Source organism: Bacillus sp. BK450 (assembly GCF_004364885.1).
In the GTDB taxonomy this organism is placed as follows: domain Bacteria; phylum Bacillota; class Bacilli; order Bacillales; family Bacillaceae; genus Bacillus; species Bacillus safensis.
Genome location: NZ_SOBQ01000003.1, coordinates 17,636 through 33,816 on the forward strand (window position 1 = coordinate 17,636; position 16,181 = coordinate 33,816).

The 16,181-nt window shown below is 40.3% G+C and carries 14 protein-coding genes; 8 read left to right on the forward strand and 6 right to left on the reverse strand.

Features of this window, described 5'->3' with window-relative positions; translation table 11 throughout:
- Positions 1-75 precede the first annotated feature (75 nt).
- The 5 genes from EV579_RS10030 to EV579_RS10055 all read right to left on the reverse strand — a co-directional run bounded on the left by EV579_RS10030 (position 76) and on the right by EV579_RS10055 (position 6,981).
- Positions 76-1,254, reverse strand: a complete 1,179-nt coding sequence (locus EV579_RS10030) for a Rap family tetratricopeptide repeat protein (RefSeq protein ID WP_133744353.1) — start codon at positions 1,252-1,254, stop codon at positions 76-78.
- A 654-nt stretch (positions 1,255-1,908) separates the two neighbouring features.
- A complete protein-coding gene (locus EV579_RS10040) occupies positions 1,909-2,670 on the reverse strand; it encodes an ABC transporter ATP-binding protein (protein ID WP_133744354.1) in 762 nt (253 codons plus the stop codon).
- A 13-nt stretch (positions 2,671-2,683) separates the two neighbouring features.
- A complete protein-coding gene (locus tag EV579_RS10045) occupies positions 2,684-5,011 on the reverse strand; it encodes an FtsX-like permease family protein (protein WP_133744355.1) in 2,328 nt (775 codons plus the stop codon).
- Positions 5,008-6,261 carry an MFS transporter gene (locus EV579_RS10050; RefSeq protein WP_044334866.1) on the reverse strand — a complete coding sequence of 418 codons (1,254 nt, stop codon included), beginning with the start codon at positions 6,259-6,261 and terminating at the stop codon, positions 5,008-5,010. The genes EV579_RS10045 and EV579_RS10050 overlap by 4 nt, the downstream gene beginning before the upstream one ends.
- Positions 6,262-6,330: 69 nt before the next feature.
- The gene (locus EV579_RS10055; protein WP_044334868.1) at positions 6,331-6,981 is read right to left on the reverse strand and encodes a TetR/AcrR family transcriptional regulator; all 651 of its coding nucleotides are present in this window, start codon (positions 6,979-6,981) and stop codon (positions 6,331-6,333) included.
- Positions 6,982-7,142: 161 nt separating this feature from the next.
- On the opposite strand from EV579_RS10055, the gene EV579_RS10060 reads away from it, so the two are divergent.
- The 8 genes from EV579_RS10060 to EV579_RS10095 all read left to right on the forward strand — a co-directional run bounded on the left by EV579_RS10060 (position 7,143) and on the right by EV579_RS10095 (position 14,596).
- Complete coding sequence (locus EV579_RS10060) at positions 7,143-8,255, forward strand: CdaR family transcriptional regulator (RefSeq protein WP_133744356.1); 1,113 nt, start codon at positions 7,143-7,145, stop codon at positions 8,253-8,255.
- Positions 8,256-8,371: 116 nt separating this feature from the next.
- The gene (locus EV579_RS10065; RefSeq protein ID WP_133744357.1) at positions 8,372-9,643 is read left to right on the forward strand and encodes a GntP family permease; all 1,272 of its coding nucleotides are present in this window, start codon (positions 8,372-8,374) and stop codon (positions 9,641-9,643) included.
- A 29-nt stretch (positions 9,644-9,672) separates the two neighbouring features.
- Positions 9,673-10,812 carry a glycerate kinase gene (locus EV579_RS10070; RefSeq protein ID WP_133744358.1) on the forward strand — a complete coding sequence of 380 codons (1,140 nt, stop codon included), beginning with the start codon at positions 9,673-9,675 and terminating at the stop codon, positions 10,810-10,812.
- A 93-nt stretch (positions 10,813-10,905) separates the two neighbouring features.
- On the forward strand, positions 10,906-11,244 hold the full coding sequence (locus tag EV579_RS10075) for a zinc ribbon domain-containing protein YjdM (RefSeq protein ID WP_024423969.1): 339 nt from the start codon (positions 10,906-10,908) through the stop codon (positions 11,242-11,244).
- A gap of 262 nt (positions 11,245-11,506) precedes the next feature.
- Complete coding sequence (locus tag EV579_RS10080) at positions 11,507-12,028, forward strand: tubby C-terminal domain-like protein (protein ID WP_133744359.1); 522 nt, start codon at positions 11,507-11,509, stop codon at positions 12,026-12,028.
- A gap of 238 nt (positions 12,029-12,266) precedes the next feature.
- Positions 12,267-13,196 (forward strand): ABC transporter ATP-binding protein, encoded by a 930-nt coding sequence (locus tag EV579_RS10085; protein ID WP_024423968.1) that lies wholly within the window; start codon positions 12,267-12,269, stop codon positions 13,194-13,196.
- On the forward strand, positions 13,193-14,143 hold the full coding sequence (locus tag EV579_RS10090) for an ABC transporter permease (protein WP_103131820.1): 951 nt from the start codon (positions 13,193-13,195) through the stop codon (positions 14,141-14,143). The genes EV579_RS10085 and EV579_RS10090 overlap by 4 nt, the downstream gene beginning before the upstream one ends.
- A gap of 24 nt (positions 14,144-14,167) precedes the next feature.
- Entirely contained in the window at positions 14,168-14,596 is a 429-nt protein-coding gene (locus EV579_RS10095; protein ID WP_024423966.1) for a DUF4064 domain-containing protein, read from the forward strand.
- A 40-nt stretch (positions 14,597-14,636) separates the two neighbouring features.
- Here EV579_RS10095 and EV579_RS10100 read toward each other — a convergent pair whose 3' ends face one another.
- Positions 14,637-15,965, reverse strand: coding sequence for a CitMHS family transporter (locus tag EV579_RS10100; RefSeq protein WP_133744360.1), 1,329 nt, complete (start codon positions 15,963-15,965; stop codon positions 14,637-14,639).
- Positions 15,966-16,181 lie beyond the last annotated feature (216 nt).

The following is a 16,181-nucleotide window of genomic DNA, read 5'->3' on the forward strand; positions in this document are numbered from 1 at the left end:
GAGGCGAGTGGTTCTTTGTATGACCAATGTTTATATTAAGTTCCGATAGGTCGTTCTGTTGTACCAGGATTGCCATCATTTAATGAATTGAAAGCCCCTGTTTGTCCTAAAACAACGATGGTCAAAGTGATAATCAATAAACTCATTTTTTTCATTAGAATTCCCCCAGTCAATGATAGGATGTTTCATGCGATCAGCTTCCTTTAAAAAGAGATAGGCTTGATGAATGGCTCCCAGCTCTTCAAAGTGTTTTGCAGCTAATGCACTTAATTCACAGACTCCTTCAGCATCTTTTAATTTTTTAAGAATGCTGATTTCATCGAAACAGGCTTGAGCTTTTTGAGCCATATCTTCAGTGAAGTATAGATGGTAAAGCAAATTCATTTTTGCTGTATAGATGGGGCATTTCTCTGATTCATGTTTTTGGTTCACCAATTCGAAGTAATAGAGAGCTTGTGTCCTTTCATCGATAGAAAGCAGCTCTTTCATTAACATGTACATGGAGTGATGAAAGTAACACGAAGAGAGATAGTCTTCATCACTAAGAGCCTTTTCTAGGGCATCAATACATTTTTTGGACTCGCCAGCTTCGGCGTACAAAATGCTGATATTATGATAAAGCTGTGATGTTAGAAAATGATCGTTGAGACTGTCTGCGATGTGTAATGCTTTTTTGTAGTAGTCTTCTGCTCTTATAAAGTCACCAATGTCCATATAATTAGCAGCGGCGATGACAAAGGCTACAGCTAGTCTTCTCTCATATCCTTCATGACTTTTGAAAATATCAATAGCATTCTGAATATAGTGTAGAGAAATCAGGCTTTGACGAAGCAGCATATATAAGTTAGCGATTTTCGTATGAAATTCTGCTACTTCTATTTCATCAGGAATGTGTTGTAGTTTTTTCTCGGCAATTTTAAACAGTCCAATGGCTGATGCATAGTCTCTTTTATATGAAGCGTAAAGGGCTTTGTATAGGTAAAAGTAGTATTCAATTAAGTCGTTTGTTTTAGAGGGGCAATCTGGCTCTGGCTGTTCCTTCAGTTTTGTACCTCTCCGTTCATATAACATGAGTTTATACTTGCCTTCTAGCAATGAGTAATAGGTCAAGACTTCCTGATTTTCTTCCATTTTTTGAAGTAATTCTTTTAATTCTGTATACATTGCTTTTGCACTGTGTACATCATGCTTGCGAATTGCAATTCTCCAATCATTTAAACGATTCCCCACCTGTTCAGCAGAAATGATAGCCATGGAAATTTCACCTCTTTAAGATCCTTTCACCTGTTTCATAAAAAACGATATCACAATTTTTGGTAAAATATAATCGTTTCTGTGAAGAGATTGACAAGAGGTAATAAAAAGGACCTAAGGCCATGTGATGTACGATATTGTAAGGGTGATTGCTTGTTAGCACAAATGAATAAAATCTCTTTTTGGAAATCTAAAAAAGGGATATATACAATGGATTTTATGATAATGAACGAAAATATCGCTCGTATATTTGAAATAAAGAAGTTTTAGCTATTTCAGAGGGAAAATGGAAGGTCGATCTAGGAAAGAAAATCATGTATGATGTTGCTAGATCATGAGATAAGAAACTGATAGATGCAGCCAAATGTAAGTATTAAACACAAACTCAGCCCTTTAGAAAGGATGTTGAAATGAAAAAAAGATTTCAAAGTTAAATAGACAAATCACAGTCATTATCGCGACTCTGTTACTTGTTTTAGTGACTCTTTATATGTCAAAGAGATACTTTTATGGCAAAGAAATTGAGCTGTTGACAGAATCATGTCAACAAGCTGGCGGCAAAATCATCTTAGAAACAAATAGTTTGTCTATGGATTACTCCTTTGAGTGCCAAAAAAAGTAGAACAGGCAGTTTTCTGCCTGTTTGAACTCAGATTAAAAACCTAAATCTTGCAGCCATTGATTTAATCTCATTTCTCGGTTCTCGGCAGTTGAAAGGTCATATCTTCCTAATTGTAAACTGTCTGCAATTTCTCCGTCATTCATAAACATGATTTTTTCAGAACGAAGAGCCACCTTGGGGTCATGTGTGACAAGCAGCAGTGTTGCTCCTTCAGCGTGTACTCTTGAAAAAATATTCATCACTTCCTTCGTTGTACTGGAATTAAGAGCACCTGTTGGTTCATCAGCAAAAAGTATGTCTGGTTCATTCATGAGCGCTCGGCAGATAGCGGCTCTTTGAAGTTGTCCTCCTGATACTTCTGTCAAATATCTATTTGCCAAATGATCAATATCAAGTTTTTCCATTAAATATTGAGCTCGTTCATTCAATTTTTGTCTTGGCTTTTTCTTTGCTAAATAAGCTGCAGCAATGATGTTGTCAAATAGATTAAGATTTTTTAATAAATGGCTGTGCTGAAAGACAAACCCCATCTCTGTTAAGCGCAGAGCAGTTAACTGTTTGTCTGTCATTTCTGATAGTGATCGGCCTTTATATTTGATCTCTCCTGTTGAAGCTGTTTCTATGCCGCTAAGCTGATAAAGTAAGGATGTTTTCCCGCATCCAGAAGGTCCCATAATGGTCACGAATTCTCCACGCTTTATCGATAAATGAATATTCTTAAGAATCGTTTGTTTCTGTCCTTTTAATGAATCGATATGCAATGACAATCGCTTCGTTTCAATCAAGTGTTCCATGTGAAACATCTCCTTATAAAAGTGTTTGCCTTGTCGTTGGACTGGAAAAAAACGTCTTCAATAACCAGGTGGTCAAAGCTAAATTGACAATAACTAGTGTAACGGGGTACACAACTGACACCCATTGCGGTGACAGCCACTGAAGGCTCGACGCCCCTAATGATGCTCCACCTATACTCATCAAAGCAGGACCAATGGTATTGACTGCGATTGTTCCAATAAGGGCGCCAAAAGAGAGAACAACGATAAAACTCGTTATATATTGTGCTGTTATATCTGTTATAGAAAATCCAATTGTTCTTAGCATGTGGTTTCGGCTCGAATCTTTTGCCTTTAACATGTGCAGAAACATGAATAGCATTAAGCTGGCGGTTCCAAAGGCAGCTAATGCAGCAAAAAATGCAATGACTTTTACAATAGCTGCTGTGCTGCCGATCGTTTGATGAACGTATTCTTTCATATCTGTCACTTTTGCAGGAGATACCTTTTTTTCAAATATTGTCTTTTTCTCTGCAATATTTACTCCTGGCTTTAGTTGGATTTGAATGGTTTGCCAAAGAGCTGTTTGAGGAAATGGCTGTGATATTGCTTTTGCTGTTTTGCCCCCATTGGTTACGTCCTGATAAATACCTGTTACCGTTCTTTGGATTTCATGCCCATTATTCACGAGTGTGATTCTTTCTCCTATCTTTTTCTGAAGTGAATCTGCATTTAATACGGATAAGGCAATTTCTTCATTCTTTAAAGGCTGCCGCCCTTTTAAATAGGTGAGAGGAAATGCTGAGAGCTCACCTGTTTCTAAGTAGAGCGTTTCTAATGTGTTCTCCTTTGATTTCACCTGAAGAGAAGTAGTTTTATAGATGGCTGCTGTTTGTATGCTCTGATCTTGACGAATCATTGATTCTAGTTCGTTTGTATTTTTCGCTAGATGATTTCCTTGGCGTATATCCATTCGAAGGTCACTTTTACCAGAGCCAAGGTATGTGATGAAATCCGGTGATTGTAAGGTATGCCATAGCTGAATAGGCATGAGCATTAAAAATGTACAGAGTGCAATAATACAAGAAATCGTTGTGTACAACTTCTTTCGTGATATCAGGTCTTTTAAACCAAGCCAAATATTGATCGGTATGAACCTGCTTTTCTTAAGATGCATAGGTATTCTTTTCTTTTGACTCGGTGAATTGATAACGCCTTGAAGTGCTTGAGCAGCTGATATTTGACCAAACTTTCTTAGGACAGCATAGCTGCAAGAGATGACGATTATTGCCGTCGCAATAGAAACAAAAAGCGGGATTAACCAATGAGCAAAAGAAGGCTGATTCCCCATGTAACGGTGAATATTGGTTGTAAACATATCACCAAATATAAGCGTTAACACATATCCCGCTATACACCCTGCACAAGCAAGCGCGGCATACTTACCAACGTATAATTGCTTGATTCTTGTTAAAGAGATCCCAAGCACCTTCAGTATGCCAATTTCACGTTCATCCTCTTCTATTGAAGCCGTCATAGCAAGATGGAGTGAGAGAAGGGCTATACTGATGAGCAGCAGGCAAACAAGCAGGAGAATGGCAATGACCATTCCATCTGTCAATGCATTCAGCATACGCAGTAAAGGTAGTGTGACAGATGGACCTTGTTGTGGCAGTTGTGATGATTGATAGATTGCTTGAAAGGTATCTGTCTGAGCGGCATCATGTAGTAAAAATTCGATTAAGTACTCTTTGTGATGAAACACTTGATTTATTGCATCCCAATCCTCGTTATGAAGAAGAAATCTTTTTGAACTGACAAGACTGGGGTTCATTTGTGCATCTCGCAAGAACGCTTTGATGCGAAAGGGGAATTGATTAGCTCCTTTCTCAATCAGTAATGTTTCACCTATATTGAGCTGATACTTTTGTTGAAAATAAATTGGGACAGCCACTTCACCTTTATTGACAGTGAGCTTTTCGTTTTGTTCATTTAGAAGAAAATCAAAGTTGCGATTTTGCTTCACAAATAAATGATCCATCACACCTGCTTTGGCAGGCTCATGTCCGAACCTGATGTTTGCATGTTCAATTGGTATCATTGGGACGATTTGATGGGCTTTTACTATGGATTGCTTGCTCGAAAATGCTTCAATGTCTTTTTCATTTAGGTCGCCTTCATGCATTTGGACAAAGTCTGGCGCTTTGGCAGAATGGAGCAGGTTAGAAATGGAACCATTCAGCTGTACGATCATTTGAGCTGCACTTGCTGCGAGAAATGAAGTCATCATGATGCAAATGGTTAAGCCGATTGAAATGAGACGGTGTCGGGTTAAGTCTTTCTTTATAAACGCTAATCTCATGAGGCTGCTTCTCCTTCATGCTGAAGCATATTTTTTGTTAAGCAGGCTAGTGCAAACATGAAAGTACTGACGATGAGCACCGTCACATACATGGTGGCTGAAAACGTATTGAACAAAAATCCATACATCATTTGGCCAAGCGGAGCAGCACATTGAGAAACCATTGTCAGATTGGCCATCACTTTTCCTAATTGATGATTTGGTGTTTTCTTTTGAACATGTGAAATCACAACGATTGAGATCATAGTTAGCAGCATAGCAATTGGAAGACATCCTGCTAAAAAGAGAAAATAAGCTGGATAAGTACCAAATTGAAGAGCTATTTTGGATGTTGAGAACGCCACAGGCAGCAAGATGACTGCGATGACAAGAAGCCAGCGATATAAAGTAGGAATGCGCCAATGCTTCGCTACAAGTCCAACTAGCAGAGCCCCTGCGATGACAGCGAACTCAATCAAGCCCATGCCTATTCCATACATGATGTCACTGCTCTTCATTGTGACCCTTAAAATGATTGGACCCCCAACAATAAAAAATGGTGTAAGGATGAAATTTAACATTGCAGCAAGCAGCATGGCTCTTTTTAAAAATGGCTGGCTGCCAATATAAGAAAATCCTTGTTTCATATCTTTTATGAGCACTTTGCCCATAGACTCTGTCAGCGGACTAGGGGAGAAGGAAATGTTTAACCTTAAAAGCATGCAAGCTGATAGAAAAAATACGATGGCACTTGCACCGATGATGGATTGGCTTCCAATCATTCCGTATAAAACTCCTCCGATAATAGGTGCGAGAACACCTGAAAGTGCCTGAACGCCATTGACAATGCCGTTTGCTTGTTCTAATTGCTCTTGTTTCATTAGCTGTGGAATGCTGGACATGACAGCGGGAGCATAGAACGTACTCATCACGCCAAGCAGTATCATGACAGCTCCGATCATATAGAGTGAATCATTTCCCGAAAATAACCAAAAATAAAAGGCAAGAATCATCATGCCGGTGAGGACATCAAATAAAATCATTAAGTTCCTTCTGTTAAACCGGTCAGCGATTGCACCAGCTAACGGGGAGAGAAGGAGCGGGATATTGGATAAAGCGAAAAGTAAGGCATATAAATCAACTCGATGCGTCATATCCAATACGTGTAAAGATAGAACAAACCGAATGAGAGAAGATCCGAAAACGGAAATAATCTGCCCGAGAACGAGGTAGATAAAGTGGGAGGACCCTCTTTTGGATAACAAAGACATGAATATCACTCTCCTTTTAGACCGACCGTCAGTCTATAATGTATGCAGGATTGGTATTGAAGTGACCAATCACTGATTATTTTCATCCAGCTCTCCAGATAATCGCTTTAGCAGGAATGAAAAGCTCCCCTTTTCTGCATGCAATGAGGACTCGAGTATATCAATAAAAGCTAAAGCGCGTTGTATACTTTCTTCGGCTGTCCATTGAAAAAGGCCTTCATCAAATATGACCTGTGCAGAAGCAAGAAGAAATTCAACCGTCTCTTGCGGATACTTCGTTTTGAATGTCCCTTCCTCTACACCTTGCTGAATGACATCTGCCAACACTGGTGATAGTTCTTTAATGGCTTTGATTAAGCTTTTTTGATGCATTTCTGCATTAGAAGGCTGATGGAACTGATCGATCATGCCCTGTTTATGACTTCCTTGCTGAGGTGATTGCGCCATGATGATACGAAATAGTTTGTCAACGACTGGAAGGTCTGGCTCAGCTGCAATACGCTTTGCTACGATGATATCTTCTTTGATGATCCTGTCAATAATGGCATCCATTACTTCTTCTTTGGATGCAAAGTAGTAATAAAAGGTGCCTTTTGCAATGCCAACGGCTTTTAATATGTCAATAATCGTTGTTTTCTGATAGCCTTTGGTTGAAAAAAGCGCTTCGGCTGCGTTTAATATGTCATTTTTACGTTCCTCAGGATGTTTAACGGTTCTCATAAAGCCATCCTTTCTCTTAACTAGACTGTCGGTCGATTCTTGATTTGATTAAACACTTTTCAGGGTGTCTTTGTCAATGGCTGTTTTTTAAACACTTTGCATTTATTGTTCAAAGACACTATGATACATTGAATGAAAAAAACCTTCAGGGGAGATGGCAAATGCAATTTTTGACCAGTGAATTGGCTCAAGAAATGGTTGAACGTACAATGCATATTTTACATAAAAACATCAATGTGATGAATGCAGATGGTGTGATTATTGGTTCTGGTGAACGAAACAGGATTGGCCAGAAACATGATGGTGCACGGCTTGTGCTGACAAGCGGGAACAGTGTGGAAATTGATCAGGAGACCTCTTTGCGCTTAGAAGGGGTGAAACCTGGGATTAACTTGCCTATCTGCTTCCATGAACAAGTAGTTGGTGTGATTGGGATTACTGGTGAACCAGAGGACATTCGGCATCATGCCGAGCTGGTGAAGATGGCAGCTGAACTGGTGTTAGAGCAATCTTTTCTGCTTGAGCGGGTTCAATGGCGTCATCGAATAGAGAGTGAAATTGTCAATCAGTTGATTTCATATTCTGATGTTGGGGATCATCAGCTGAAAAATCGAGCTGCTTGGCTGGGGATGGATTTAGACAAGCGCCGAATGGCTATTGTTTTTCAGCCAGTTCCATCCTCAGAGGATGCTGTTCATAAATTGATGCATGCGATTCAATATGATAAGAATGCGGATGATTTACTTGGCATGACCTTTTGTCATGAATTGATTCTTTTAAGTCAGCCCATACCTGAACATCGAGTAAAGCAGGCGGCAGGTCATCTGCAAAAAACAATGCAAAGAGCAGTAGGAAGCCAAGTGTTAGTGGGGATAGGGACTGTCGCTGAAGACATCAGCCAGCTGCCAATTTCTTTTCAGCATGCGAGAGATGCCCTGAGGTTAGGGAAGGCTCTTGATCCTGAAGAAAGTATGTATTTCTTTGAATCGTATCAGCTGGAAAGCTTATTCATGATGGCGGGAATTGCTGAAAAGAACAGTCGATGGACTGACTTTTACAAGCCTTTGACACAAGAAGCAGAGCTCGCCCATACATTAAGGGTTTACATTGAAGAGGGCGGTGATTTGCAAAGAATTGTTGATCGTTTATTTATTCATCGGAATACATTGCGTTATCGTTTAGACAAAATTCAAGGATTGACCGGAAAAGACCCTCGTCATGTAAAACAGTTAATCGAGCTTTATATGGCACAGCTAATGACTCAACTATCTTGATTGTGCAAATGCACAATTCAGTAGAGTGGTAAGTGAAAAAAGTTCATCCAGATCCACAACACGGCCCTTCTAGTAAACGCTTACAATTGAAGAAAGACATTTTGGAGGGATTTAGGATGGGTGGAGATGTGACGGTAAGTACTCTGGGAGCCATGGCGGCGCTTGTGATCGCGATTGTTCTCATTCTAAAAAAAGTATCACCTGCTTATGGCATGCTGGCAGGTGCATTCATAGGCGGATTGGTTGGCGGTGTAGACATTGTCCAGACCGTCAACATGATGATGGAAGGTGCTAAGGACATGATTCCGGCTGTCCTTAGAATTATGGCCGCAGGTGTACTGGCTGGTGTCCTCATTGAATCAGGTGCAGCGTTATCTATCGCTGAGGCCATCGTGAGAAGGCTTGGTGAGGCGAGGGCACTATTAGCACTCGCTCTTGCAACGATGATTTTAACAACAGTGGGCGTTTTTGTAGATGTTGCGGTTATCACGGTAGCGCCCATCGCACTAGCCATTGCCAAACGCGCAAAGCTCTCAAAAACGGGAATTCTCCTTGCTATGATTGGAGGGGGGAAGGCAGGAAATATCATGTCACCGAATCCGAATGCTATTGCCGCTTCAGACGCTTTTGGTGTACCTCTGACTTCAATGATGGCTGCTGGTGTCATTCCGGCTGTGTTCGGGTTGGCTGTTACATATGTATTAGCTAAAAAGCTTGCAAACAAAGGGACGCCCGTTCTTGAAGAGGAAACTGGGCAAAGTAAAGTTCAAATACCTGCTTTTTTTCAAGCACTGGCTGGTCCGCTGGTGACCATTTTATTGTTGGCTTTAAGACCGCTTTTTCAAATCAATATAGACCCAATGATCGCTTTACCGATTGGAGGGATTGTAGGTGCTCTTTTCATGAAAAAAGGGAAATTTCTCAATGACTATGCGATGTCGGGGCTTCATAAAATGTCAGGTGTAGCGATCATGTTATTAGGGACAGGTACATTAGCAGGAATCGTATCGAATTCTTCCTTAAAAGATGTGTTTATTCAGGCACTGGATGCATCGGGTTTACCTCCATATTTACTTGCGCCTACTTCAGGGATATTTATGTCAGCCGCGACCGCTTCGACAACAGCAGGAACGGCGGTAGCGAGTGGTGTGTTTAGCGGAACACTGATTGGGCTTGGTGTATCTGCTCTTTCAGGGGCAGCCATGATTCATGCTGGCGCAACAGTGCTTGACCATATGCCGCACGGGAGCTTTTTCCATGCAACAGCAGGAAGTGTTCAAATGGATATTAAAGAGCGTTTGAAGCTCATGCCTTTTGAATCGTTAATCGGTTTGACGTTAACCGTTGTATCGACCATTATTTTTGGCGTTTTCCAGCTGTTTGGCTGAGGACATGATAAGAAAAGAGGGGCTTTAGGATGAAAATTGTGATCGCACCAGATTCATTTAAAGAAAGTTTATCTGCTTATGAGACAGCATGTGCCATTGAACGAGGATTTCGTTCTATTTTGCCAAACGCAGAGTATATCAAACTGCCGATGGCAGATGGAGGAGAGGGGACCGTTCAATCGTTGGTTGATGCGACTGGCGGACACATTGTTCATCAAGTGGTCACGGGCCCGCTTGGTGAGCCAGTGAATGCCTTTTTTGGCATGTTAGGAGACGGTCAGACTGCTGTCATAGAGATGGCTGCAGCCTCTGGTTTACATCTTGTACCCCGAGAAAAACGTAATCCATTATGGACGACATCAAGAGGAACTGGTGAATTAATACTTGCAGCTCTGGATAAAGGAGCGAAGCACGTGATCATTGGGCTTGGCGGAAGTGCAACAAATGATGGCGGCGTTGGAATGATGCAAGGATTAGGTGCAGATTTCCTTGATAAAACAGGACATTCCCTGACGTCAGGCGGCGGGGCACTTCATCAATTAGCTTCAATTGATTTATCTGGACTCGATCCAAGACTGCAATCCGTCCGTCTGGAGGCGGCTTGTGATGTGGATAATCCTTTAACGGGTGAGAGAGGAGCGTCTGCTGTTTTCGGTCCTCAAAAGGGAGCAGATGAAGAAATGGTTCAAGTGTTAGACAAGAATCTGGCTCATTTTGCACAAGTAGCTGAAAAGCAGTTCAATGTCTCCTTTGGAGATGCAGCAGGGGCAGGAGCGGCAGGAGGACTTGGTGCGAGTTTATTAGGCTTTTTACAAGCCGATTTGCAAAGAGGAATCGATATCGTGCTGAAGGCTGTTCATTTTGATGACGTCATCAAGGAGGCAGACCTTGTCATTACGGGAGAAGGCCGAATTGACCGGCAGACCATTTATGGAAAAACCCCAATCGGCGTAGCCAAAGCAGCAAAGCAGTATAATCTGCCTGTGATTGGCATCGCAGGCTCTCTTGCAAAAGACAGTGGAGTCGTACACGAACATGGAATTGATGCACTGTTTAGTATCGTTCCAGGTATTACCTCTCTGTCTGAGGCGATACGAGATGCGGCTCTTCATGTAGAAAGAACAGCCCGGAATATCGCGGCTGTGTTAGAAATTGGAATAAAAAAGTAAACGATGAAAAATGTTTCCTTTTCTATCACATTCCTTTCTATCGAAATGTGGTAAAATTGTTATAAATGATGTAGAAAGTTGGAGGAAACAAAAATGTCTAATCTACCGAATTGTCCTTCGTGCAGCTCACCTTATACTTACGAGGACGGCAGTCTGCTGGTTTGTCCTGAATGTGCGCATGAATGGTCACTTGAACAAGAACAAGCGGCAGAGGAACAGCTTGTGGTCAAAGATGCGAATGGGAATTTGTTAAGTGATGGGGACACGGTCTCTGTCATTAAAGACCTAAAAGTAAAAGGTTCTTCATCCGTTTTGAAAATAGGAACGAAGGTCAAAGGCATTCGTTTAGTTGAAGGCGATCATAACATTGATTGTAAAATTCCTAGCTTCGGCGCAATGAAATTAAAATCAGAGTTTGTGAAGAAGATATAAATAAAAAAAGTTATACTATTAGAACTTGCCGATGAAGGCTAAATCTGAGCAAGAAATAAGTATAAGAATGTTGTAGTTGTACAAAAAACACCTAAATTGTTAAAGGAAACATATCCCTTAATAAATTAGGTGTTTTATATTTTTATACAGTTTTTAAAATGATGAGGAACTATTCAAAGGAATATCCGTATACATTATTAGAATAATTTAAGCTTATCATTTCATAAATTAATTGAGTCCAAAAAATAAATGGGAGATAAAAATGGAGTTTGGATATTTTAAGAAGCCTGTAATCAAAAAAACGACCAAATGTATACCAATTAGTAATAAAGAAGATGTCACCATTGGATTTATAAAAAGATTTTATACAAACAAAGTTGAAAAGTGGATTGATCACATATTTGATGAGTTTTATGTGAATGTTGAGGTAATGGATTCGAATTCTAATATGATTGTAAAGGCTATTGAAAATAAATCTCTCCAATCAATGTTACGTTCAAACTGGGTGATAGAATGTAAAGATAAAGGAAAGTTAATATTAGAAGATAGAACTAAAATCAAAATAAATCCAATGATGAAATTAGTAATAAATGATACTACATATTATCTAAAGAAGGGTTTTGCCAATAATCATGTAAGATTAGAAAGCTCTGAGCAGACGATAGCTGAAATTACATACGATAAAATAATACCTCCTGCAACAGTGAGTATTGAAAAAAAACAGGGGGACTTATCTTTACATCTTATTGCATGCCTCTATTATATATTTATGTTACGAGAGTAAGACGGGATCACATTTTGAATCCCACAGTCTTTAAGTAATATAGAATTAGAGTTTTTTAAACCATTACCTTAACTCTACCTTAAAAAAGGCGGATGATTCGCTAAATTTTGGCTAATCCCCTTCACAACTTTTGGGCATTGCTGTACCATATGGAAGTGTTCTTCTATTTTTGACGGATCATGGTGTTTATCAGGAAATAGAATGATAGATGATACTTAGACAAAGAAGGAGAGGTAACGTGACGAACGTTTTAGAACTGCATAATGTATCTAGACATATTAGCGGGAAAAAGATTGTTCAAGACTTGAGCTTTTCTGTCCAAGCGGGCGAAGTCTTTGGCTTCTTAGGACCTAATGGTGCAGGGAAAACAACAACCATTCGTATGATGGTCGGTCTTTCTCCCATTACATCTGGTGACATTCTGATTAATGGTCATAGTATTCAAACATCCTATCAGCATGCCATCCAACATGTCGGTGCGATTATTGAAAATCCAGAAATGTATAATCATTTAACGGCAAGACAAAATCTGGTTCACTTTGCCCGAATGAATGGGAAAGTGGATGAAGCGCGAATTGATGAGCTGTTAGAGCTAGTCAGCTTACAGCATGTGAAACATAAGCGTGTGCGTACATTTTCATTAGGAATGAAACAGCGATTGGGCATTGCGCAGGCACTCATACATAGACCGAAACTGCTAATCTTAGATGAGCCGACCAATGGACTTGATCCTGAGGGGATTCGAATGATACGAGATTACTTGAGAAGGCTTGCGAAGGAAGAAGGGCTGGCTGTAATTGTTTCAAGCCACCTCATGTCAGAGATGGAATTGATGTGTGATCGCTTTGCAATTATCCAAACCGGAAAGCTGATTGCGATTGAGGATCAGCGTGCTGAGACGAAGCAGGATGATTTGGTTAATTATCGAATGAAGGTAGCAGCCGGGGAGCTTGAAGGAGCACAGAAGCTCATTGATGCATTTGAGGAAGGCGTCACTGTAAGAGAAGAGGAGCAGTACTTATTTTTCTCTATGCCAGAACAAAAAATGCCAGAATTAATCCGTCATTTGAGCAGCGCATCTATTCATTTGTACGAGATCAAAATTGAAAAACAAACCTTAGAAGATAAGTTCTTAAGCTTAACAGGTAAAAAGGAGGCAGACGTATGATTCGCCTCATTCAAAACGAGTGGATGAAGATCAGTTATCGTGTTGGAACTTGGATTATGGTTGGGCTTCTTGTGTTAGGTATGGTTGCCACGCTGATCTTTGTAGTGAAAACAAATGACAAAGATCAAGCTTCAGGTGATTGGAAAACCCAGCTAGAAATGATGAATAAGGAAAACAAGAAGGAGCTCAAAGAGACAGAGAATGGTTTCTTTAAAAGAGAGCTTGAAAAAGAGATCGCTATTAATGATTATCGAATCAAGCATAACTTGCCGCCGGCTGATCAGTTTAGCCACAGTGTATGGGATTATGTGAAAACAAACGCCAATTTACTTCAACTAGTCGGTGTGTTTGTGATCATTATTGCTTCCACCATTGTGTCGGCTGAATACAAGCATGGTACAATTAAATTATTATTGATTCGTCCACCATCAAGGCTAAAGATCCTAATATCTAAATATATTACGGTGCAGCTGTATGCTCTTTTACTTGTTGTGGTGCTATTTATTTTGTCATTCATATTGGGTGCTATTTTCTTTGGACTTAACACTGATTATGTGAATTTGGTGTATCAAAATGGTGAAGTGATTGAACGTTCGCAGTTTGCAAATATGGTCTATTATTATCTTGCTCATTGTGCGATGTTTGTCGTTTTGGGAACCCTTTCGTTCGCCATTTCTACAGTGTTTAGAAGTGAAGCTATCTCCATTGCCATTAGTGTGTTAGCGTATATTGTGGGTGGATCAGTCACAGGTATTTTAATGCTCTTCTTTGATTGGTCAAAATATCTGTTATTTGCAAACGATCCATCCCAATACTTTATGGAACAGGTTACTCTTATCGAAGGTATGTCTCTAGGATTCTCACTAACCGTCCTAGTCATCTATTGGGCTATTTTCTTAGCTATTGCCTTAATCGTCTTCCAAAAGCGAGAAGTGAAAACAGGTTAATTTAACTTTTTAGGAGGTTTACACATGATTAAACGTAAAGGTGAAAAAATTATGGGGATTATTAGTATTGTCCTCAATGCCATTGGTGTCGGGTTTGGGGCATTAATCCTTTCTGTGGGTCCATCATTTTATGATGAAATCAATGAAGTGTTAAAAGAGGAAGGGGAAACATTGCCGATTGAAACGCTTCAGGCTTCGGTTCATGCATTTGGTACTCAGTTCATGGTCGTTTCCGCCATTGCGGCTGTGCTGTCGATTGTAGGTGTGATTTTCTTGAAAACTGACCGTCGTGCCGTGCTTTCAGGTATTCTTTTCTTGGTTTCTGCTGTGACTCTTTTAATTGGAACAGTTGGCCTTGCATTTGCTCCAATGGTTCTATTGTTTATCATTGGATTAATGTCTCTTATTAGAAAGCCGAATGCAGACATTCATACAAGTGAATATCCTTCATAATGAAAAAAGACATGCGTCGCTGTGCGCATGTCTTTTTTATTTAAATAATGCCTATCAGTTTGGCAGCGATCAATAAAACAATACTGAATCCCCACATCCAGAAGAAAGAGTAGCGGATGTGTTTCCCCATATCGACTCCTGCAAGACCTATTGCAAGCCAAACGGCTGGAGCGAGAGGGCTGACAAAGGTTCCTATGATGTTTCCGATCATCATGGCATACGCCGCAGAAGTGCCCGTCACGCCGACCTCAGATGTGATTGATTCGACAATTGGCAGAAGGGCATAATAATAAGCATCTGTACTTGTCAGCATATCCAGTGGTACCCCAAACAGCCCGACAATGATATGTAAAAATGGAAGCAGGAAAGCTGGTAGAATCTGAATACTGTCCACAGCGATAGCTTTTAGCATTCCCGTTCCTTCGAGAATTCCTAGAAATGAACCTGCGGAGAAAATAACAGCGGCCATCATGAGTGCACTAGGTGCATGCGCCTTGATTCTCTCCATTTGTACATCCACTTTCGGATAGTTAATTAATAGTGCAAGAGAAAGACCAATCATAAACATATAACTAGCCGGAATCACGTTGAGCACAAGAAGGACAACTACGGCTATAAACAGAATGAAATTCACCCAAATCAAGTGATAACGTTTTAAAGCGGCATCACCTGTCTCGCTAATGGATTGAATAGCCCGGTCCCAATCTGCGCCTTCTAATTGAACAGCAGCGATTTCATTTGCGGCGATTTTCACCCGAATGCGTTTTTCTTCCCTTTTTCCTAAAATAAATGCCATTCCTAATACGAGAACGACCCCAATGAGCTGAATGGGAATGAGCGGCACCCATAGTTCAGATGGGTCCATATTCAACACACTTGCTGCCCGCCCTGTGGGGCCTGCCCACGGCACCATATTCGTTAAGCCAGCACTTGTCCCGATCAATAACAGCAATAAGTACGGACTCATATGTAATTTTTTATAAAGTGGAAGCAGTGCAGGTACAGTTAATAAAAATGTAGTCGCTCCTGCTCCGTCTAAATGAGCGATGACTCCTATTAGAGCTGTCCCCATTGCCACTGTGACCACATTTCCCTTTGTCAGTTTAATCAGCGTTTTTATTACAGGTTCAAAGAACCCTGTATCTTGTAAAATGCCAAAAAATAAAATGGCGAAGATGAACATGGTCGCCACTGGCAGTACTTTGATAATCCCTTCTTCAAAGAATGATTGAATGTCATTAATCCCAAATCCTGCGATGAATGCCCCGATTAAAGGCACCATGACCATGGCGACAATTGGACTTGCTTTCCCCCAAATCAGCAATAGAACAATCGTTAAAATAATCAACAATCCAACAAACGTTAACATAAGTCCCTCCCCCTACAATAAACCGTTTACATTTTCTTGCTCTTTTTATCACAATGCAGTCCCATATCTGCATTGAAAAAAAGGGTATCAAAAATATGAGTATTAGGCAACCGCTTTCATACCTATACAATGGTAAAAAAGGATGGAGGGACCAGACATGATGCGGCATCAAATATTGTAAAAAAATTTAGATAAAAAATAATGATTAAATTCATC